Here is a 19,044-nt window from a genome sequence, read left to right as displayed (position 1 = left end):
AAACTTCCAAAATCATACCGCTTTATCAAGCCATGAATCAGGCACCGATTTATACACATCAATCGCTTGCGACAGCTCGTCCAACATTTGTTCCGTACATTTTCCGCCGCCCTGCTTGATTACCTGAACCTCTACATCCTTCTTACCCCACTCCTTGTACACCTGCTTTGTTGTAGGGAAATAAAGATCAATTTTGTTGCCCTTAATGGCTGACCCTGTATCTGCCACGATCCCATAGCCATAACCAGGAATATAAAGGATAGAACCTAAAGGAAACAATTTGGGATCGGCAGCGATTGTGGAGACGGTCTCCTTATCTCGCCTTACCTTCACACCAGAATATGTAATCCCATATTGAGGGTGCTTAGGCCCTTTTCCCGTCGACTCAATTCCAGCGGTATAACCCGTTGCCGTTACCTTTTGTGTGCCAAGCACTTGCTCTGAACGAGGCGCCATAACAGGCATGGACGGATCCAGAACAACTTGTTTGCCAGGGGCCACAGGTTGAGGAATGACAATCGGCTGTGGAGACCACAATAAACCCATGTAGACCATTGTCGTTAACTGAGCTTGAGCACTATATTTCTCAGGCAGTCTGATTTCTTGCTTTTCTACTTCTACCACATTTGGACTACTACTGTAGCGGTTTTCAACATGCCTCACTTCGTTTTCCTCTTCGAATGTATACGCCTCTGCCTGATTTATACCTAAGACTAATCCGGCGGCTACCACACACCATGAGATCAGTAATCTTAACCTGCTCTGTTGTAATATAAATTGCTTTTTCATTATAAAACCTCCCCTCACTGCAAAGGTTTTCCAAAAAGCAAACACGTTATACAGGTATCTTACAAAATAAAAAAAAGTCCGGCACAGCAGACGAATCCACTGTACCAGACGGTGATAACCATATGTTTTAGAACATTACACGAGACGTGTTGTAATTTCTTCTTTAAGCTGAGCTATAATTTCGTCAAGTGGCTTCATGCCGAGATCGCCTTCTCCACGCTTACGCACAGAGACACTAGCCGCATTACGCTCATTTTCCCCAACGACAAACATGTAAGGAAGTTTCTCAAGCTGGGCTTCACGGATTTTGTATCCTAACTTCTCATTCCGCAAGTCTGCTTCTGCCGAGATCCCTGCACGTTTCAGCTTCTCTTCAACCTCACGCGCATAATCTTCGAAGTTGCCCGATACCGGAATTACTTTTGCTTGTACTGGAGAGAGCCACAGTGGGAATGCTCCAGCAAAGTTCTCGAGCAAGAACGCTGTGAAGCGCTCCATTGTGCTGATTACGCCGCGGTGAATAACGACTGGACGATGCTTCTGTCCGTCATCTCCAACATATTCAAGCTCAAAGCGCTCTGGCAACAGGAAGTCCAGTTGTACGGTAGAGAGCGTTTCTTCTTTGCCCAGTGCCGTTTTGATCTGAACATCCAACTTCGGACCATAGAATGCCGCTTCGCCTTCAGCCTCGTAGAATGGTAAATCCAGTTCTTCCACAACTTCACGCAACATACGTTGGGACATTTCCCACATTTCATCATTTTGGAAGTACTTCTCTGTATCTTGTGGATCACGATATGACAAACGGAAGCGGTATTCATGAATACCAAAGTCTTTATACACGGTTTGAATCAACTCGATTACACGAGCGAACTCTTCTTTAATTTGGTCTGGACGTGCAAAGATGTGAGAGTCATTCAATGTCATCGCACGTACACGGTGCAGCCCTGTGAGTGCTCCTGACATTTCATAACGGTGCATCATACCAAGCTCAGCAATCCGGATCGGAAGATCACGGTAGCTATGCATACTGGACTTGTACACCATCATATGGTGAGGACAGTTCATTGGACGAAGAACCAGTTCCTCATTATCCATAACCATTTTCGGGAACATATCGTCTTGGTAGTGCTCCCAGTGACCCGACGTTTTATACAGTTCTACGTTACCGAGAACAGGAGTGTATACATGCTGGTATCCCAGACTTTCTTCCAAATCTACAATATAACGTTCCAAAGTACGACGCAATTTGGCACCGTTAGGCAACCAGATTGGCAGACCTTGTCCCACTAATTGAGAGAATGTGAACATTTCCAGCTCTTTACCCAATTTGCGGTGGTCACGTTTACGAGCTTCTTCAAGCAAGTGCAGATGTTCATCTAATTGTGCTTTCTTCACAAACGCAGTACCGTAGATCCGTTGCAACATTTTGTTTTTGCTGTCTCCGCGCCAGTATGCACCAGCAACATTCATCAGCTTAAACACTTTAATTTTGCTTGTAGATGGTACGTGTGGTCCACGGCACAAGTCGAAAAATTCACCTTGCTCGTAGATCGTAATTACGCTATCTTCGGGTAGATCACGAATCAATTCTAGTTTGTAAGGATCGCCCACTTCTTCAAACGTTTTGATTGCATCAGCGCGGCTAACTTCCTTACGAACAATCGGCAGATTCTCATTAACGATACGTTCCATTTCCTTCTCAATCTTCTGCAGATCTTCAGGATTGAGTGGTTGTTCCAGATCCATATCATAATAGAAGCCATCTTCAATAACAGGACCTACACCGAGATGAACCTCTTTGTTACCGTATAGACGCTTCACTGCTTGAGCCATCAAGTGAGCTGTACTATGACGCATCACTTCGAGGCCTTCCGGAGAATCCAACGTTACGATCTCTACCAGCGCACCTTCATGAAGCGTTGTGGACAAGTCCACCACGATGCCATCCAATTTACCCGCTACAGCATTTTTGCGCAGGCCGCTACTAATCGAAGCCGCTACATCTTCAATGGTGCTTCCCTCAGCGTACTCACGTACGGAACCGTCAGGGAGTTTAATGTTAACTGCCATTTGTCTCATTCCTCCTGTAAATGTAACCTTTGTCCATTAAATAATGGACTGATGATCTATTGCGACCTTTCGCACGAAGGCAAAAAAACGCAAAAAACACCCGTCCCGGTAAAGGGACGAGTGTAATATACTCGTGGTTCCACCCTAATTCAGCTGATTTATCCGATCTGATCTGGATATACAGCCCTCATTGGCATGGCGATAACGGGCATGACCCGGCAGATCCTTACTCACGGCTAAGTTCCATTTGATCGTTCCATTGGCTCTCTACATTCCGCTTTCAAAACCGCAACTACAAAGGGGTAAACCAAACGTGGAATCTGGAGGAAATTTCAGCCAAAGTTCCCTCTCTCTGCACCGACCATTCGAGTGGCTCATATCTTTGTCAACGCTTTTAGTTCATTAATCATTATAAGTAACTCGACCCATAATTCGTGGATCAACAGTTATTATAATTGCCGAGATCGCTTGCGTCAAGACCAGTCAATAAACCCGCACGCAGTACCTCGCACTCCGGGCAATGATGGCATAACTGCACCTTGTCCTCAAATATCTGACGAATGGTAGTAATAATGGGCATATCCACTGTGCTAGTATGCAGCATCACTTTCTCAGGCGAGATCGATATAAGCGTACTCACGATCATATCTTCTATATCCATTTCCAGTTCCAGTCCAGGCATCTCCACCACAACCTGTTCATCTTTTTGCACAGGCAATAGCTTAAGCGCAGCATCATACACTTGGAATTCATGCTTTCCTTTATGAACGAGATGAATTAGAGGCACTTTAGCTTCCTGGAAGAAAACAAAATATTTCAGCAATCCCATAAATTCTTCGTATTGTCGATCCATCCAAAACTCATCTAGAGCATACTCCACCAGCTCATGCAGCTCTTGTTTGTATTGCTTCATTCGGAAGTTCACAATGCCATCTAGATGAAAAAAATGAACATCCTCCAAATCCCTCTTCAATCCACTTGCGAGTGTTGAGCGTCGACGATCACGGAGTCCTGGCTGATCCAGATCACCATTGATCAAAAGAGGCATACAAATTCGGTTTACCTTCTCTACTTCGTGCTCATCCATGACGGAGCATGCTTTGGAGATCATATCTTCCACCATATGTCGTTCGCGAGTAAGCATAATAAAATCAGCCAAGCCATTAGCAAATAATTCACTAATTTGTGGTAGCCATTGCTGGAAGTCATTGTGATTCTCATTACCTCTGCATACCCAGACTGCTCTACCATCATTATGTTTGAAGGTAAGCCTGAAGCCTCTTTTACTTATATGTAAACCTTTGGTTTTTTCCTTGATACAGTGATGAAATTGATCCGCTTCCTCTTGCCCGGATACATCTGTCCATACGGTAAACAGTTCCACAAGAATCACTCCTTTCCGTCCTGTTCAAAGTATATGGCAAGGTGTATGGGGATATACGAAGCGGATTGATGGAAAGCATGTCATGATTTCTCAGTATATTTCAGCATTTTGCCACATTCACTCTTAATCGTTCTCAAGTACAAGATCTAGCGGCTTTTTTCCTAGTTGTGTACTACATGTTGCTGATCATACGGGGCTTTATTCACAAAAAATTGCATTCTATTTTCGAAAGTGGTTTGGAGATCAGCCAAAAATGTGTTATTATTTTTATAACAGTATGTTTCACGGAAAAGGGGGGAAGCCAGAATGAGAACACAACCAAGAATTGTTCGCAGCGTTTTGATTATCATTTTGTGCGTATTCCAAGCCCTGTGTTTCCCTATTCCGATGCAGACAGAATCCGCTGTCGGAGTATCTGTTGATTCGAACTCTAACAAGGAAATAATGGTTCAGATTCCAGAGTCTCAACAGAAGCCCGTCATCCGCAGATACCCACAAGTGATGGCCAAACTCCTTGCGGTTGTGCATAAGAAACCTGTCTTTCTTGTGCTTGCATTACTATTGATTTTGCGGATTCCAACACCACGTCTGCCCTTTAAACCGTTGATTTGTCTGTTTAAACGCAGATTAATTCTGCTACCTATTAAATACACCAGTATGTATGTTTCCCCCACTCCTATAGCACCAAAATACGTGTACACTCTTCGCTAGTCGTTGCAGCGTATTTAAGGTTGCTTTGCATAGAGGCTCCTCTTTGTTCATTGATGAAAAGACGGAATACTTGTGCATAACTCATTACCCTTTTAGCTAAGTTAAATATTAATACCCTATTGGCTTGGATGCCAATCTTTGTAGCACTCTTTTGTCATACCCATATTTAAGAATTGAATTCAAAACATTACGGCTGTGTGTCAGGAGTTCCTGGCTCTGTTTCCCCGCATATTTAATGTTTCTTCCCATCATTAGATCATTCGATTTACGGGAAATAAGCCTGTCTTCTGTGGCCAGCTCTCATTTTAAGGAGGCAACTATCCATGGATGTACGCGAAACGGATCTACCAGGTATCGGTAAGAAATTTCAGATTGAAACGAGTAGTGGCGATAAAATTGTAATTATTATTCACGATGATGGACGTCGTGAAATGTATCACTTTGAGTATGATGATCCAGACCAAAGTATCTCCATGATTACACTGGATGATTATGAAGCAAGACAGATTGCTGCTATTGTCGGCGGCTTGACCTATAAGCCAAAACAGCTTGAGAATATTGAAGTTACTTTTGATGACCTGATCATTGAATGGTATAAAATTGAGGCTTCCTACGGATGTATCGGTAAATCCATTGGTGAACTAGACGTACGTCAAAACTCTGGAGCAACGGTTATTGCCGTTGTTGAGAAAAACCACAAAAAACATATTAGCCCCGGTCCGGAGGTCGTGATCACTGCAGAATCGACGGTTGTCGCTGTCGGCGAACGTAACCAGCAGAAACTGTTCAAATCCCTCCTCCTGAGCGGGAGGGGGTGAGTGAATGGATCATTTGATATTCGAAGTGGGTCTGGCGCTGGTGCTCATTGCAGCAGCCGGACTCCTATCTGCTAAACTACGTTTTTCCGTTGTTCCTTTTTATATTTTGATCGGTATGGCCGTTGGTCCGCATGCCATGAAAATCTGGCATCTAGACTTCCGATTCATCGAGAGTCAGCCTTTTATCGACTTCATGGGTCGAATTGGTATTCTATTCTTGCTCTTCTATCTCGGACTTGAATTTTCGGTAGGACGGTTGGTGAAATCGGGTCGCTCTATTGCAGTAGGTGGCTCGATCTACATCGCCATTAACTTTACGCTGGGATTAATATTCGGTTTTGTTTCCGGTTTCCCAGTTGCAGAAGCATTGGTTATTGCGGGTATCACCACCATTTCATCAAGTGCGATTGTAGCGAAGGTACTCGTCGATCTGAAGCGTACAGCTAATCCGGAGACTGAAATGATACTGGGAATCATCATGTTTGAAGATGTGTTTCTCGCTGTGTACATCTCAATCTTGTCAGGACTGGTACTCAGTGATTCATCCTCCGTCGGAGGCGTCATTATGTCCGCGCTTATTGCCCTTGGGTTCATGTTAATTGTGATTATTATTGGACGCAAAGCTACGCCATTATTGAACAAATTGCTTAAAATACGATCTAACGAGATATTCTCACTCGTTGTATTCGGTGCCTTGTTCCTCGTGGCCGGTTTCTCTGAAACCATTCATGTTGCTGAAGCCATTGGAGCCTTGTTAGTCGGACTCGTTCTTGCTGAAACGGAACACGCTAAACGTATTGAGCACTTGATTCTACCGTTCCGTGACTTCTTTGGAGCCATTTTCTTCTTCAGCTTCGGGCTCTCCATTGATCCGTTGTCTTTGGGTGGCGATGCCGTTTGGCTAGCTCTGGTTGCAGTAGCTCTTACATTGTTTGGTAATTTCCTTGCAGGCATGCTGGCTGGCCGGAGCGCAGGCTTATCTCCAAAAGCATCGGCTAATATTGGATTAACCATTGTGTCACGTGGTGAATTTTCCATTATCTTGGCCAACATGGGTAAAGCCGGGGGACTGATGGCAATGATTCAACCGTTTGCTGCGTTGTATGTACTCATTCTGGCAATCCTCGGACCATTGTTGACCAAAGAGTCCAAACATGTGTTTAGAATTTTGGATAAAATATTTAAGTTCAAGGACACACGCAAGAAAAAAGAAGAACCTAAAGTTTTGCAAAAAGAAGGATGACATGTCTATGTGGAGTAGACATTAAATAGCAACTCGCGGCTCTACGCCGATCTTTCTGTGAATCACCCAGGGAGAATGGCTCGGAACCGCACAAAGGAGGATGACGTATGAAAGCACCTCTGATATCGGCTAATCCGGCGCCACACACCGCCAAGACCAGAATCTCATCAAGTCGTCGCCTGTTAAACCTTTTACTTGTGATAGCAGGTGGTATTCTGGCCTCCGTGGGACTTGAACTGTTCCTTCACCCCAATAAGATCATTATTGGTGGAATCACGGGCATCTCATCATTATTTGCCCATTGGACTGAGATGAGAATCGGATTATTCCTCTTCTTATTCAACGTTCCATTTATATTTCTATCCTACAAGATCGTGCAGAAAAAGTTTGTACTCGTTACTGTGTTGGGCCTGGTTGTCTTTTCGATCGGTGCCATCGTGCTTCATCCCATGCCACCACTAGTAGAACATCCACTTGCCGCAGCGATGTTCGGCGGGTTATGTCTGGGAATAGGAATTGGGCTAGTGGTGCGTTATGGCGGGACACTGGATACGCTGGAAATCGGTGATCCGTCTTCTCGGCCACCTGAACGTTTATTTAGCGGGAAACGGATGCTTATCGAAAAAATAATCATGCTGCTTAACTTGCTGATTCTAACAGCTGCAGGTGTTGTATTTGGTTGGGATCAGGCCATGTATTCTGTTATCGCATATCTGATTGCTTATGAAATGGTATACGTTGCTTTCCGTGGATTCTCAGCGAAACGCAAGGTGTATATTTTAACCGCGCAAAGGGATCAAGTCATGCAGGCTTTGCGGAAACGATTACGCCGAGAACCGGTAACACCTAACCCATCAAGTCATTCTCTCCAATCCGCTGTAAGCGATGGATGGGTTCAACATTTTCCAGGCGCACTCTATTACGAAGTTCACTTTCTTGAAATGATCTGGCTCAAATCAATCGTGCGACACATTGATCCACATGCGGGTCTTGTCACGAATCCAGAGAAGTGATCTTGACTTCTATACACGGTCATTATGATATAGCGAAATACACCAAAAACTCTCTCTACCTTCTAGATACTTGTTATCCTGAGGATCTGAGAGAGTTTTTGGTGTTTATGTTGTTAAAGACCTGATTGACCCTTATAATTCAACGATCGCTTTAACGACCTTAGACTCTGGAAGTAGCCACTGCTCGATAGCCGAAGGTAACAGGTCAAATGGCGTTCGATGCGTAATATAGGTATCCAAATCCAGCTTCTTCGCACGCAAAACCTGCATGACCTGTTCAAAGTCCTCTCGCGTCGCGTTTCGACTTCCCAGTATACTCATCTCCCGTTTATGGAACTCGGGGTCATGAAAGGTAATATCCGCTTTGACCAAACCTACATATACTAGCTGCCCACCATGAGCAACATAACGAATGGCTTCATTCATCGAATTTACGTTACCTGTTGCATCGAAGACCGCGGTAGCGTAATCTCCCTCTGTAACTTCTCTAACTTGTTCCACTGCTTGTCCTGTTGCTTGTACCAGGATGTCTGCCCCTGCCAAAGAGCGGCTAAGTTCCAATCGTTCCTGATTTCGATCCACGGCAATAATTCTAGCTCCTGCTTGTTTGGCGAATGCCATTACCCCAAGACCAATTGGGCCTGCACCGATGACAACAACCTGTTCTCCTGGTTGTATTCTAGCTCTTCTTACGGCATGAGCTCCAATACTCAGGGGTTCCACCATCGCAGCTTCATCCAACGTCAGCCCTTCCGCTCGCAATAGATGAGATACAGGTATCGCTATTCTTTCTCGCATGCCCCCATCTACATGTACACCCATCACCTGCATGGAGACACAGCAGTTGGTTTTACCAGAACGACAAGCGATACATCGTCCACAGTGCAAATATGGAATAATGCTGACCGTATCCCCGATTTGTAGACCTGCTTCATTCTGCCCGATATCTTCTATGACCCCTGCTAATTCATGTCCTAACACACGAGGATACGTAAAAAATGGCTGATTGCCCTTATACGCATGAAGGTCTGTACCACAGATACCAATGCGTTTAATTGAAACGATCGCCTCATGCTCGGTTCGTTCAGGCTCAGGTACGTCCTGTAAAGTTAGATGTTCAACTTCTTCACATACAACAGCTCTCATCTCTAATCCCCCTTAGATGCTTCCTAGATGATTTTAATTATATTCTGAAAGACCACTTGGCCAGGTCTCATTATGAATGGATGCAAGTATACGGAGCACTGCTGAGAGCAATTCCTCATCTAACTCCTCATCTAGCCAGTCAGCATTATTGCGGATATTCTCAACACTCGCACTACTCACCAAAGTAGTTGGGATCTGCTCATTGGCAGTTGCATACTGCACAGCAAGCTTCGCGATGTTACTGCCTTGCTCTGCACAGAATTGCGCAGCTTCCAGGCAAACCTGCTTCACTCGTTCAGTCGCAGGGTGCCAAGCTGGCGCACCTCTAGTACTTAACAAACCCATGGCGAGTGGCGAAGCATTCACCAGACCAACATTGTTTTTTTCCAATAGCGGCAGCAGAGATAATAACGATGTATCATTTAAAGTGTAATGACAATACGAGATGATCGTATCGGCTTCGATCTGTGGCAATACGTTCTCGAACAAGGTTAACGGCAGTCCACATATGCCCGCGAATCGAATGACTCCTTGCTCTTTGAGGTCTAACAAGGTTGGGAAAGCTTCTTCAATAATGATATCAGCTGGTACAAACTCAATATCATGAAGAAACAACATATCAATATAGTCTGTGTGAAGCCTTGTTAAGCTCTGCTGCACACTTTCTTGAATGCGCTTACGTGAAAAATCAAACTCATGCTCACCATATCGACCTACCTTCGTAGATAACGTATAGGATTGACGTGGCACAGTACGAATCGCATGACCTAGCACGGTCTCGGCTTTCGTTAATCCATAATAAGGAGACACATCAATGTAATTCATGCCTGCATCAAGTGCAGCATGTACAGTACGAATACCTTCGTTAGGATCAATATTACGAAATACCGAACCCAAGGAAGATGCACCGAAGCTTAGTACGGGGACATTTAGTCCTGTCCTTCCAAGTATTCTTTGCTTCATCATCCTACCCCTTTCCCTATATATCACTTGAGAACAGCTGAGGTCATGTAAAATACATTGCTTTTTCATTGTACCAGTTCAAAAAGAATATAAAATACCTTCATATGTGGATTATATACTGTTTCATGATCTGATTAAGCTCTCCATTTCTCTAAATAGAAAATATTAGTCGATTATACAAAAAGCCGCCAAGTCCTTCTACATGAAGGAACATCGCGGCTTTATGGCTTTTTGAAGAATCAATAAGCTTATGTTTAATTAATTACTAGTTCTGCATAACGAAGTCTTGCTCAAGGGTGTTCTCTTCCTCATCAAACATACGCAGAATTTCGTATCTCGTATTACGTTGAGCTGGAATGTAACCTGCTTCACGAATCAGTTGAAGAATTGAACCAATGTTTACTTTATAAGTTGCACCTGCCGCGGATACGACATTCTCCTCGATCATTGTGCTACCGAAGTCATTGCAACCAAACTCAAGAGATTTCTTACCAATCTCAGGCCCCATTGTAACCCATGAGGATTGAATGTTTTTGATGTTATCCAATACCAGACGGCTGATTGCCACCGTTTTTAGATACTCTTGAGGTGTCTGACGCTCTAATTTGAGGTTCGTATTATCCGGCTGGAATGTCCATGGAATAAATGCCAAGAACCCTTCAGAGTCATATTTATTAGCGATACATTCGTCCTGAGCTTCACGAACACGCATCAGATGCAATGCACGCTCTTCCATGGATTCACCAAGACCAATGACCATCGTTGCTGTCGTGTTCATACCAATCCGGTGAGCTGTTTGCATAACGTCCATCCAATCGCGCCATGAGCCTTTTAGACGGCTGATTTTGCGACGTGTACGGTCGTCTAGAATCTCAGCACCACCACCTGGGAGGGAATCCAATCCTGCTTCATGAATCGCACGTACAACCTCTTCCAGTGTAAGACCATCCGAAACTTCAACCATTTTCATAATTTCAGCTGGAGAGAAGGAGTGCATTGTAATATTCGGGAAACGCACTTTAATCTCTCTGAGGATGTCTGTGTAATAGCTGAATGGCAAATTCGGGTTCGTACCGCCTTGCATAAGAATCTCGGTACCGTTAACGTCTTCCGTCTCCTGAATCTTCTGGAAGATCAGTTCATCTGGCAATACGTAGCCTTCATCGGAACCAGGTCTGCGATAGAAAGCACAAAAACGGCAGTATACATCGCATACGTTTGTGTAGTTGATGTTACGCCCAATTACGAATGTTCTGTATGGTTCAGGGTGCATGCGTTTCATGATAACATTAGCTGCCGCACCAATTTTGTCCACTTCGTCCGACTCAAATAGTTGAATCGTATCTTCTAAATCTAAACGCTCGCCCCGAAGGGCTTTATCTAAGATACGGTCTACCGTACTCATTATAAAAAAGCCTCCCTCATGAAGTGAAAATATGATAACGATCATCCTAGCTTGTGGATTAGATACACAAGTTCCGGTGAAAACATCGCATTTCTGTACTCCAACTATCGTAACACAGGTTACATGTGAAAAAAAGCACCTTATGAGCAGGTGCTTTAAAAATAAATGAAAATGTAGACATATAGAGGTTGTTCAAAAAATCCGCTTTTGATTACGAAGGATGCCTGCTGTCAGAGAAGATTTAGCAGGTTCTTCCTAGGATTCCTGCAGTGCTTGCTCCAAATCTGCGATCAAATCATCAATGTCCTCCAGACCGACCGAGAAGCGAAGCAATCCATCTGTGATTCCACGATCACGACGAACCGCTGCGGGCATTGCGGCATGAGACATCATTGCAGGGTAAGACAATATACTCTCTACTGCTCCCAAGCTCACAGCAACGATTGGTAGCTTCACACGATTAAGCACCGCTTTGGCACGATCACCAGAACCTACATCAAAGGATACAACAGCACCATAGCCCGTCGACTGGCGTTCGTGCACTTCGCGACCTGGATGATCCTCTAACCCTGGATAATAAACAGCTGAAACATCACTTCGTTCATTCAACCATGCCGCGAGCTTGGCTGTGCTCTGTTCACTGTGTGCCATACGAGCACCAAGTGTCTTCATTCCACGCATGAGTAGCCAGGACTCTTGTGCTCCAAGCACAGTACCCAACCCGTTCTGCAACTGCTTGAGCTGTCTACCCAGAGCTTCTGTACGAGCTACAGCAAGCCCTGCTAACACATCGCTGTGACCACCAAGGAACTTAGTAGCACTATGTACAACGATATCTACACCTAGCTCGATTGGACGCTGGTAGTAAGGTGTCATAAATGTGTTATCCAGAATTGTAACGAGCTCATGCTCCTGAGCCCATGATGCTACTGCAGCAATATCCGTAATCTTCAGCGTTGGATTGGAGGGTGTCTCCATATAAACGGCCTTCGTATTTGGTTGAATCGCTGCTTTCACTTCTTCAATATCTGTCATATCGACAAATGTCGTTTCAATCTGCATCCGGTTTAAAATCGAGGTCAGCAAGCGATATGTTCCGCCGTACACGTCCTCTGTCACGATGATATGATCCCCCGCCGAGAACATCATGAAGACACTGGAGATTGCTGCCATCCCTGAAGAATACGCAAAACCACGTACCCCGCCTTCTAGCAGGGTGATGTAATCCTCCAAAGCCTGACGCGTAGGATTCCCTGAACGACTGTAATCATGTTGTGGTGGATTAAAGATATCAAAATGATGGAAGGTGGACGCCTGATAGATCGGCACACTGGAAGCTCCCGTCGTTTTGTCTATCTCATCCCCGAAATGCAGCAGTTTTGTATCGAATTTCAATTCAGCAGAATCAGAAGAACCGGAATTTTTGTTTTGTTCACTCATGATGTGCTCCTCCTTCAATTTCGAGTTTTGCTGCTGCAAGGGCATTGTCCAGATCTGCGATAAGATCCTCTGCGTGCTCAATACCTACGGAGAAGCGCAACAAACGATCATCCACACCGACAGCATCACGGATCTCAATCGGGATATCGGCATGAGTTTGTACTGCTGGATATGTCATTAATGATTCAACGCCGCCTAAGCTTTCAGCAAATGCGATGAGTTTAATATGACGCAGCAATGGCTCTACGTAACGAGCATCCTTCACTTTGAAAGAGAAGATACCCGTGTTACCGCTGGATTGCTTGTTCTGCACCTCATATCCGGGATGATCCGACAATCCTGGGTGATAAACTTCACCAACAGCTGGATGCTCCAAAAGATATTTAGCGATTGTCAATGCATTATATTCATGGCGCTCCATCCGAAGAGCCAATGTTTTCATCCCCTTCATCAACTGGTAGGAATCCGTTGGAGATAACACTGCACCAATGGAGTTGTGTAGAAATGCCATTTCCGCTGACAGTTCCTCTCCTTTGGTCACAATCAATCCAGCAAGGACATCGTTATGTCCACCAAGGTACTTCGTTGCACTATGAATGACGATATCCGCACCCAGCTCGATTGGACGTTGAAAGAATGGAGTCAATAACGTGTTATCCACAATAGTCAACAGGTTATGGCTCTTCGCCCATGTGGTTACCTCTTCGACATCTGTAATCATCATCAGCGGGTTCGTTGGTGTCTCAATAAAGACCGCTTTGGTATTCGGCTGGAGAACTTTCTCTAATGCAGCCAGATCATTCGTATCGACATAGCTTGCTGTTACTCCGAAACGAGATAAAATACGTTCCAGCAAACGATATGTGCCCCCATACAGATCGAGTGATACAATCAGATGATCTCCTTGACTGAACAGTGCAAAAATCGTTTGCAGTGCGGCCATACCTGAGCTACAGGCAAAACCTGCATCACCAGACTCCAGTGCAGCAGCCGCTTCCTCCAACACTTTACGTGTTGGATTCGTTGTACGAATATAGTCAAAGCCCGTGCTCTGTCCGAGCTTCGGATGACGAAACGCGGTTGCTTGATAGATTGGAAAGTTAATTGCACCTGTGACCGGTTCACTAATAGAACCAATTTGAGCTAAGCGGCTTTCGATTTTCAACTTGTTATCTTCCATTGCAGAAATCCCCCTGTTATCTCGATTAAATTTGCGGACCAATATCGTAAGGTGTTTCTTGATACACATAGTAATTGAGCCAATTAGAGAATAATAAGTTAGCATGCGCCCGCCATGTCGCCGGAGGAACACGGGAAGGATCATCTTTCGGGAAATAATTTTTAGGTAGCGCTACATTTAATCCTTTGGCTACATCACGATCATATTCCCACTTGAGGGATAGCGGATCGTACTCAGCATGTCCGGTAACGAAAATCTGTTTACCGTCTTTGGTAGCAACTAGGAAAATACCTGCATCCTCGGATTCAGCCAAAATCTCAAGACGCTCGTCCTTCTCAATATCTTCATGACGCACTTCCGTGTGACGTGAATGAGGAACATTAAAGACTTCATCGAAACCACGCAGGAGTGGGACATGAGATTTGTTAATCGTATGTGGAAATACGCCAAAGCACTTTTCGTCCAGTGAGACTTTAGGAACGCCGAAGTGATGGTATAAGCCTGCTTGTGAGGCCCAACATATATGCATGGTTGAAGTTACATTGGTTTTAGTCCATTCAAAAATTTCTTGGATTTCCTTCCAATAGTTCACGTCCTCGAAATCCATCTGTTCCACAGGTGCACCTGTAATGATCATACCATCGAAGCGGCGATGCTCGATTTCATCAAATGTTTTGTAGAATTCATCCAGGTACTCTTGGGAAGTGTTCTTAGATGTGTGAGATTTCGGATGCACCAGAACGATGTCGACCTGAATAGGTGTATTTCCCACCAAACGTAAGAGCTGGGTCTCTGTCGTTTCTTTCGTTGGCATAAGGTTTAATATAGCGATACGAAGCGGACGAATATCCTGTTGATATGCGGATGTCTCGTCCATGACAAAGATGTTTTCTCCTGCAAGCACTTCCTTTGCAGGTAAAGTGTCCGGTATTTTGATTGGCATGGTGTCTAACTCCTCCTTGAGCATAAATAGATTGCAGCATACGCTGCCATGGGCTTGCTCTACAAGCATAGAATCCTAGGTCTAATGCCGTGAGACAGGCTCAAGTTCCTTAGCGAAAATCATTGCTGAGAAGTCGGGGCATATAACAAAGACCTTCCTCGGATTCCGAGAAAGGTCATATGTAAATAGATATGCGCCTCTCTCATCTCTCAGTTACAACAGTACCTCTTGGGTACATAGTCGCTGCAAGAATTAGCACCGTGCGGTATACCGCCGGTTGCCGGGTTTCATCGGGCCAGTCCCTCCACCTACTCTTGATAAGATTTCGCTGTATTTAATTTTTGAAATTTAATTGCTTTCCGTTTACTTTAAAACATTAATTCGTTCACGTCAAGCTACAGTTCATCCTAAGTTTCTACTTCTCGGAACCGTTTTTCACCTCCTATCATACACTGCCTCAGGGCGCGAAATAGACACATTTTTGCGCTTGAAAGCACCTTGGACCAGCGGTATACTAAACAGGTGTTGTAAACCCTTATGTGAGAGGTGACATAATCAATGGATGGCGACCCGAGGCCTGACTGGCATCCGAATTCCGACAAACAGCATAGAGAATTGACATCAGCATGCCGGCAGCGGGACGTTACTTCCGTTTGCATATAGAGCGAACGCAGACCTGATCACCAGGCTCCGCTGCCGACCGGCTGATCTCTTCTTTTTGCGCCCATAATGATGAAGAACCGCCAACCTGGCGGGTGCAGAAGGAGTCGATAACGATGAAAATCCGGTTGGTAAACAACGGTGTATTTATCCCAGTGGATGATATTCAGCAAGCGCTGACTCCACCAGCGGAGGGCTTTTACTGGATTGATGCAGATGTGGATGATCTGGCCGTGCTTCAGCCGCTATTTATGATGCATGACCTAGCGGTGGAAGACTGCTTAAGTGACGAGGAACAACGTCCGAAGATCGAAATTTATGAAAGTCATTATTTTATTGTCATTAATAGCATTCGTTTTGATGATGAAGAGATATTTTTACGTGCCGTCAACCTGTTCTTGGGCAGACATTTCATTATCAGTGTGACCAAACAGAAAGTTAGTGAGCTGCGAACGTTAAAACCTATTCTATGGGAGCAGGAAGTCAGCACTCCGGATCGTCTGTTATATTTGCTGGTCGACTTAATTGTCGATAATTATTTTACTGTCGGTGATCGGATTGAGGCACGGATCGAAAAGCTTGAGGAAGATATTCTGATGCACACCAAAAAATCTCACCTAAACGAAATAATCGGGCTTCGTAGTGAGATTCTATGGCTCAAAAAAGTGCTTGGCCCTCAAAAAGAGGTCATTAATACACTCAACAAAAAAGACCTTCGTCTCATTGATGATCAATTGCAGAAATACTTCAGCGACATTTATGAGAATGCAGTGAAAATATCCGAGACATTCGAAACTTATCGGGATCTGATGGGCAACTTACGTGAAGCTTATCAATCCAGTATCGCTAACCGAGCGAATGAGATCATGCGTGTGTTTACCGCCATCACGACAGTGTTCATGCCCTTGACCGTTATTACCGGTATCTATGGGATGAACTTCGAATTTATGCCAGAATTGCACTGGAAGTATTCATACTTTGTCGTGATTGGGCTTATGGTAACACTTGGCCTGAGTATGTTCTTCATTTTCCGCAAAAAAGACTGGATCTGATTAGACTCGGAATGAACATATCAAAGAAAATAGAAGACGAAGCCTCCCTATTGGGATTACGGCCTCGTCTTTTTTTTGGTCTATTTGCACATTAACTGACGTTCTGCTCCGTCTCCACATGACGACGATAACGAATCCGGATCATACGAAGTTTCTCATATACTTGCTCCAGGCTACTTCCACCTGGTTTCTCTTCCCCATATACTTTATGTAGCACAGGCTTCAGAAACGCGTCTCCTAGTTCCTCATAGGCGTTCCAAACGGCCTCCTGTTCTTGTTCAGGCATAATCGCAAGTTCTGCATCAAGAAGACAATCCGTATCATATCCCTCTAAATCCAAGATCTCCAGTAATTCGATTAGCTCTCGACGTGACAATCCCGAACGGTTAACAATCTCCTCTAACGTATGTCCTTCCTTCATACCTTCCAGTACTTGCTTGCGAGTCTTGAACTTATCTAGTTCCTGCTTATACTTCTGCTCTTTCTGTCGATACAACCAGTTCTCATACTCCTCTTCTTTCAATGCAGAGTATACCCAGTCGAGTGGAAATACGGTGGAACGCTCCACTCCGTTCGTTAGCTCCAGCCATGCTTGACCATACTCGGAGGCCTTGCTCTCTCCAACACCCGGCAATTGCATCAGTTCATCCATTGTCAGTGGCACATACGAACTAATCATGCGAAGCAACCGGTTCGTGGCAATAAAATAAGGTGCTTTTCGGTCAGATGCCGCTCTCTTTCTACGCCATGCGCATAAGTCTTCGTACAATGTCTCATTGGCATACAATTCACTGTAACATTGGAGCCGTTGTCCGCCATAATTTCGTGATCGCAGCTCTTCAATTTCATGAAATAACCCTTGCAGTAACGGTCGGAACCCTGCACTCATCTGTAGTGCTAGTTGATGCCGATAAATATGCATAAGCTCTTCCCACGAACTGCCCTCATACCAAACCGTATCCTCTCGATCCCCTTCCTCATACAAACTCCAACCCAGATGCCATGCTCCTTCTTCTTCGCCAATCCACACCTGTGCGAGCTCTTCATTCTGATCTGTAATTCTTGCTAATCTGTTCATAAAAATGACTTCCATTGGTCAATCCCTCCTTCGAGTTTCAGCGACACCGCTTGTAAGGCTTACCTTCCATCACCTTAAAAAAGGCATAAAAAAACACCCCTCCTGCAAAATGAATGCAAGAGAGGTGCTTCCTCAACAAACCGTGCTATGCTGTTGCTTATATCATACCATATTGGAAAAATTCGTCAATCATTCCGTGCAGTATACCTTACTTATCTAGTGCAAGCTTCGCAAGCGCCAAGGAGCCGCACAATCCTGCATTATCTCCAAGACCCGGTGAAACCACATATTGATCAATATCGGCCTGAAGTGCTGGGTGCTGTACATAGCCGTTAAGCAATTCCTGTAATTTTTTGCGTACAAGCGGGAAGAGTTGTTCCTGCTTCATCACACCGCCGCCCATCACAATTTTCTGTGGGGAGAGAATCAGAACATAGTTCATAAGTGCGTGCGCCAAGTAATGAGCTTCGATCTCCCATGCTTTGTGATCCGGTGATAACTCATAAGCTGGTTGTTCCCATCGTTTGTTAATCGCTGGACCTGCAGCAAGTCCTTCTAAGCAATCGTTATGATAAGGACAGAACCCTTCAAAAGTATCCTCCGGATGTCTACGTACGATGATATGTCCCATCTCTGGATGAGACAATCCATGTACCATTTGACCAGAAACTACAGCACCTGCACCAATTCCTGTACCCACCGTAATATACAGGCAACTGTCTAAGCCTTTGGCTGCACCCCAAGTCGCTTCACCAAGTGCAGCCCCATTGACATCGGTATCAAACGTCATTGGCACATCATAATGTTCCTTCAATTTGCCAATAAGGTTATATTGCCCCCAATGCGGTTTGGGTGTAGTTGTAATGTATCCGTACGTTGGACTACCTTCAATCGGATCGATTGGACCAAAAGAACCCACACCTAATGCTTCAATATTTTTGCCTTCAAAGAAAGCAATGACTTGTGCCATCGTTTCTTCGGGGGTTGTTGTAGGGAAGCTAGCTCGTTCCAACACTTCTCCCTTTTCATTTCCAATACCACATACAAACTTCGTGCCTCCAGCTTCAATCGCGCCTAAGATCGTCATGTTCGTCACACTCCTCAATTAATGTAAAAGGAATTTCATTCTGTCATCGATCACTCTAC

16 protein-coding genes and 1 riboswitch are annotated in these 19,044 nt (G+C 44.6%); of the genes, 5 read left to right on the top strand and 11 right to left on the bottom strand.

Annotated features, from left to right (window positions below; translation table 11 throughout):
* Window positions 1-12: 12 nt before the first annotated feature.
* The 3 genes from J2T19_RS11115 to J2T19_RS11105 all read right to left on the bottom strand — a co-directional run bounded on the left by J2T19_RS11115 (window position 13) and on the right by J2T19_RS11105 (window position 4,246).
* The gene (locus J2T19_RS11115; protein ID WP_370874861.1) at window positions 13-555 is read right to left on the bottom strand and encodes a 3D domain-containing protein; all 543 of its coding nucleotides are present in this window, start codon (window positions 553-555) and stop codon (window positions 13-15) included.
* A gap of 369 nt (window positions 556-924) precedes the next feature.
* Window positions 925-2,862: a threonine--tRNA ligase gene (gene thrS, locus J2T19_RS11110; RefSeq protein ID WP_307215637.1), complete on the bottom strand. Its 1,938-nt coding sequence runs from the start codon at window positions 2,860-2,862 to the stop codon at window positions 925-927.
* A gap of 439 nt (window positions 2,863-3,301) precedes the next feature.
* The gene (locus J2T19_RS11105; protein ID WP_307215635.1) at window positions 3,302-4,246 is read right to left on the bottom strand and encodes a putative sporulation protein YtxC; all 945 of its coding nucleotides are present in this window, start codon (window positions 4,244-4,246) and stop codon (window positions 3,302-3,304) included.
* A gap of 306 nt (window positions 4,247-4,552) precedes the next feature.
* Between J2T19_RS11105 and J2T19_RS11100 the strand changes: the two genes are divergently transcribed.
* The 4 genes from J2T19_RS11100 to J2T19_RS11085 all read left to right on the top strand — a co-directional run bounded on the left by J2T19_RS11100 (window position 4,553) and on the right by J2T19_RS11085 (window position 8,031).
* Complete coding sequence (locus J2T19_RS11100) at window positions 4,553-4,957, top strand: hypothetical protein (protein WP_307215633.1); 405 nt, start codon at window positions 4,553-4,555, stop codon at window positions 4,955-4,957.
* A 323-nt stretch (window positions 4,958-5,280) separates the two neighbouring features.
* Window positions 5,281-5,775, top strand: coding sequence for a cation:proton antiporter regulatory subunit (locus J2T19_RS11095; protein ID WP_056698525.1), 495 nt, complete (start codon window positions 5,281-5,283; stop codon window positions 5,773-5,775).
* Between the two features lie 4 nt (window positions 5,776-5,779).
* The gene (locus J2T19_RS11090; RefSeq protein ID WP_307215630.1) at window positions 5,780-7,018 is read left to right on the top strand and encodes a cation:proton antiporter; all 1,239 of its coding nucleotides are present in this window, start codon (window positions 5,780-5,782) and stop codon (window positions 7,016-7,018) included.
* A gap of 107 nt (window positions 7,019-7,125) precedes the next feature.
* Window positions 7,126-8,031, top strand: a complete 906-nt coding sequence (locus J2T19_RS11085; protein WP_307215628.1) for a YitT family protein — start codon at window positions 7,126-7,128, stop codon at window positions 8,029-8,031.
* A 132-nt stretch (window positions 8,032-8,163) separates the two neighbouring features.
* On the opposite strand, the gene J2T19_RS11080 is transcribed toward J2T19_RS11085, so the two are convergent.
* The 6 genes from J2T19_RS11080 to metA all read right to left on the bottom strand — a co-directional run bounded on the left by J2T19_RS11080 (window position 8,164) and on the right by metA (window position 15,108).
* Window positions 8,164-9,177 carry a zinc-binding alcohol dehydrogenase family protein gene (locus J2T19_RS11080; RefSeq protein ID WP_307215626.1) on the bottom strand — a complete coding sequence of 338 codons (1,014 nt, stop codon included), beginning with the start codon at window positions 9,175-9,177 and terminating at the stop codon, window positions 8,164-8,166.
* Window positions 9,178-9,210: 33 nt separating this feature from the next.
* Window positions 9,211-10,140 (bottom strand): aldo/keto reductase, encoded by a 930-nt coding sequence (locus J2T19_RS11075; protein WP_307215624.1) that lies wholly within the window; start codon window positions 10,138-10,140, stop codon window positions 9,211-9,213.
* 265 nt (window positions 10,141-10,405) lie between these two features.
* The gene (gene mqnC, locus J2T19_RS11070) at window positions 10,406-11,545 is read right to left on the bottom strand and encodes a cyclic dehypoxanthinyl futalosine synthase (protein ID WP_145409562.1); all 1,140 of its coding nucleotides are present in this window, start codon (window positions 11,543-11,545) and stop codon (window positions 10,406-10,408) included.
* 255 nt (window positions 11,546-11,800) lie between these two features.
* Window positions 11,801-12,985, bottom strand: coding sequence for a trans-sulfuration enzyme family protein (locus J2T19_RS11065; protein WP_307215621.1), 1,185 nt, complete (start codon window positions 12,983-12,985; stop codon window positions 11,801-11,803).
* Window positions 12,978-14,165 carry an aminotransferase class I/II-fold pyridoxal phosphate-dependent enzyme gene (locus J2T19_RS11060; protein WP_307215619.1) on the bottom strand — a complete coding sequence of 396 codons (1,188 nt, stop codon included), beginning with the start codon at window positions 14,163-14,165 and terminating at the stop codon, window positions 12,978-12,980. Before J2T19_RS11060 ends, J2T19_RS11065 begins: the two co-directional genes overlap by 8 nt.
* 25 nt (window positions 14,166-14,190) lie before the next feature.
* A complete protein-coding gene (gene metA / locus J2T19_RS11055; protein ID WP_307215617.1) occupies window positions 14,191-15,108 on the bottom strand; it encodes a homoserine O-acetyltransferase MetA in 918 nt (305 codons plus the stop codon).
* Window positions 15,109-15,307: 199 nt separating this feature from the next.
* Window positions 15,308-15,432, bottom strand: a riboswitch (SAM riboswitch).
* A gap of 452 nt (window positions 15,433-15,884) precedes the next feature.
* Here metA and corA point away from each other — a divergent pair.
* Complete coding sequence (gene corA / locus J2T19_RS11050; protein WP_145047966.1) at window positions 15,885-16,820, top strand: magnesium/cobalt transporter CorA; 936 nt, start codon at window positions 15,885-15,887, stop codon at window positions 16,818-16,820.
* 91 nt (window positions 16,821-16,911) lie between these two features.
* On the opposite strand, the gene J2T19_RS11045 is transcribed toward corA, so the two are convergent.
* Both J2T19_RS11045 and J2T19_RS11040 read right to left on the bottom strand, forming a co-directional pair.
* On the bottom strand, window positions 16,912-17,913 hold the full coding sequence (locus J2T19_RS11045) for an HRDC domain-containing protein (RefSeq protein WP_307215614.1): 1,002 nt from the start codon (window positions 17,911-17,913) through the stop codon (window positions 16,912-16,914).
* A gap of 193 nt (window positions 17,914-18,106) precedes the next feature.
* Complete coding sequence (locus J2T19_RS11040) at window positions 18,107-18,985, bottom strand: ROK family protein (RefSeq protein ID WP_307215612.1); 879 nt, start codon at window positions 18,983-18,985, stop codon at window positions 18,107-18,109.
* Window positions 18,986-19,044: the final 59 nt, after the last annotated feature.

The organism is Paenibacillus tundrae (assembly GCF_030812775.1).
GTDB classification, from domain to species: domain Bacteria; phylum Bacillota; class Bacilli; order Paenibacillales; family Paenibacillaceae; genus Paenibacillus; species Paenibacillus tundrae_A.
This window is presented reverse-complemented; position numbering and strand designations above follow the sequence as displayed.

What these genes read in the sequence shown, in the direction of transcription:
- metA (WP_307215617.1), bottom strand. Translation starts at nt 15,108, where the DNA reads ATGCCAATCAAAATACCGGACACTTTACCTGCAAAGGAAGTGCTTGCA.
- J2T19_RS11095 (WP_056698525.1), top strand. Translation starts at nt 5,281, where the DNA reads ATGGATGTACGCGAAACGGATCTACCAGGTATCGGTAAGAAATTTCAG.
- J2T19_RS11040 (WP_307215612.1), bottom strand. Translation starts at nt 18,985, where the DNA reads ATGACGATCTTAGGCGCGATTGAAGCTGGAGGCACGAAGTTTGTATGT.
- J2T19_RS11045 (WP_307215614.1), bottom strand. Translation starts at nt 17,913, where the DNA reads ATGGAAGTCATTTTTATGAACAGATTAGCAAGAATTACAGATCAGAAT.
- J2T19_RS11075 (WP_307215624.1), bottom strand. Translation starts at nt 10,140, where the DNA reads ATGAAGCAAAGAATACTTGGAAGGACAGGACTAAATGTCCCCGTACTA.
- mqnC (WP_145409562.1), bottom strand. Translation starts at nt 11,545, where the DNA reads ATGAGTACGGTAGACCGTATCTTAGATAAAGCCCTTCGGGGCGAGCGT.
- J2T19_RS11100 (WP_307215633.1), top strand. Translation starts at nt 4,553, where the DNA reads ATGAGAACACAACCAAGAATTGTTCGCAGCGTTTTGATTATCATTTTG.
- J2T19_RS11065 (WP_307215621.1), bottom strand. Translation starts at nt 12,985, where the DNA reads ATGAGTGAACAAAACAAAAATTCCGGTTCTTCTGATTCTGCTGAATTG.
- thrS (WP_307215637.1), bottom strand. Translation starts at nt 2,862, where the DNA reads ATGGCAGTTAACATTAAACTCCCTGACGGTTCCGTACGTGAGTACGCT.
- J2T19_RS11090 (WP_307215630.1), top strand. Translation starts at nt 5,780, where the DNA reads ATGGATCATTTGATATTCGAAGTGGGTCTGGCGCTGGTGCTCATTGCA.
- corA (WP_145047966.1), top strand. Translation starts at nt 15,885, where the DNA reads ATGAAAATCCGGTTGGTAAACAACGGTGTATTTATCCCAGTGGATGAT.
- J2T19_RS11115 (WP_370874861.1), bottom strand. Translation starts at nt 555, where the DNA reads ATGGTCTACATGGGTTTATTGTGGTCTCCACAGCCGATTGTCATTCCT.
- J2T19_RS11080 (WP_307215626.1), bottom strand. Translation starts at nt 9,177, where the DNA reads ATGAGAGCTGTTGTATGTGAAGAAGTTGAACATCTAACTTTACAGGAC.
- J2T19_RS11085 (WP_307215628.1), top strand. Translation starts at nt 7,126, where the DNA reads ATGAAAGCACCTCTGATATCGGCTAATCCGGCGCCACACACCGCCAAG.
- J2T19_RS11060 (WP_307215619.1), bottom strand. Translation starts at nt 14,165, where the DNA reads ATGGAAGATAACAAGTTGAAAATCGAAAGCCGCTTAGCTCAAATTGGT.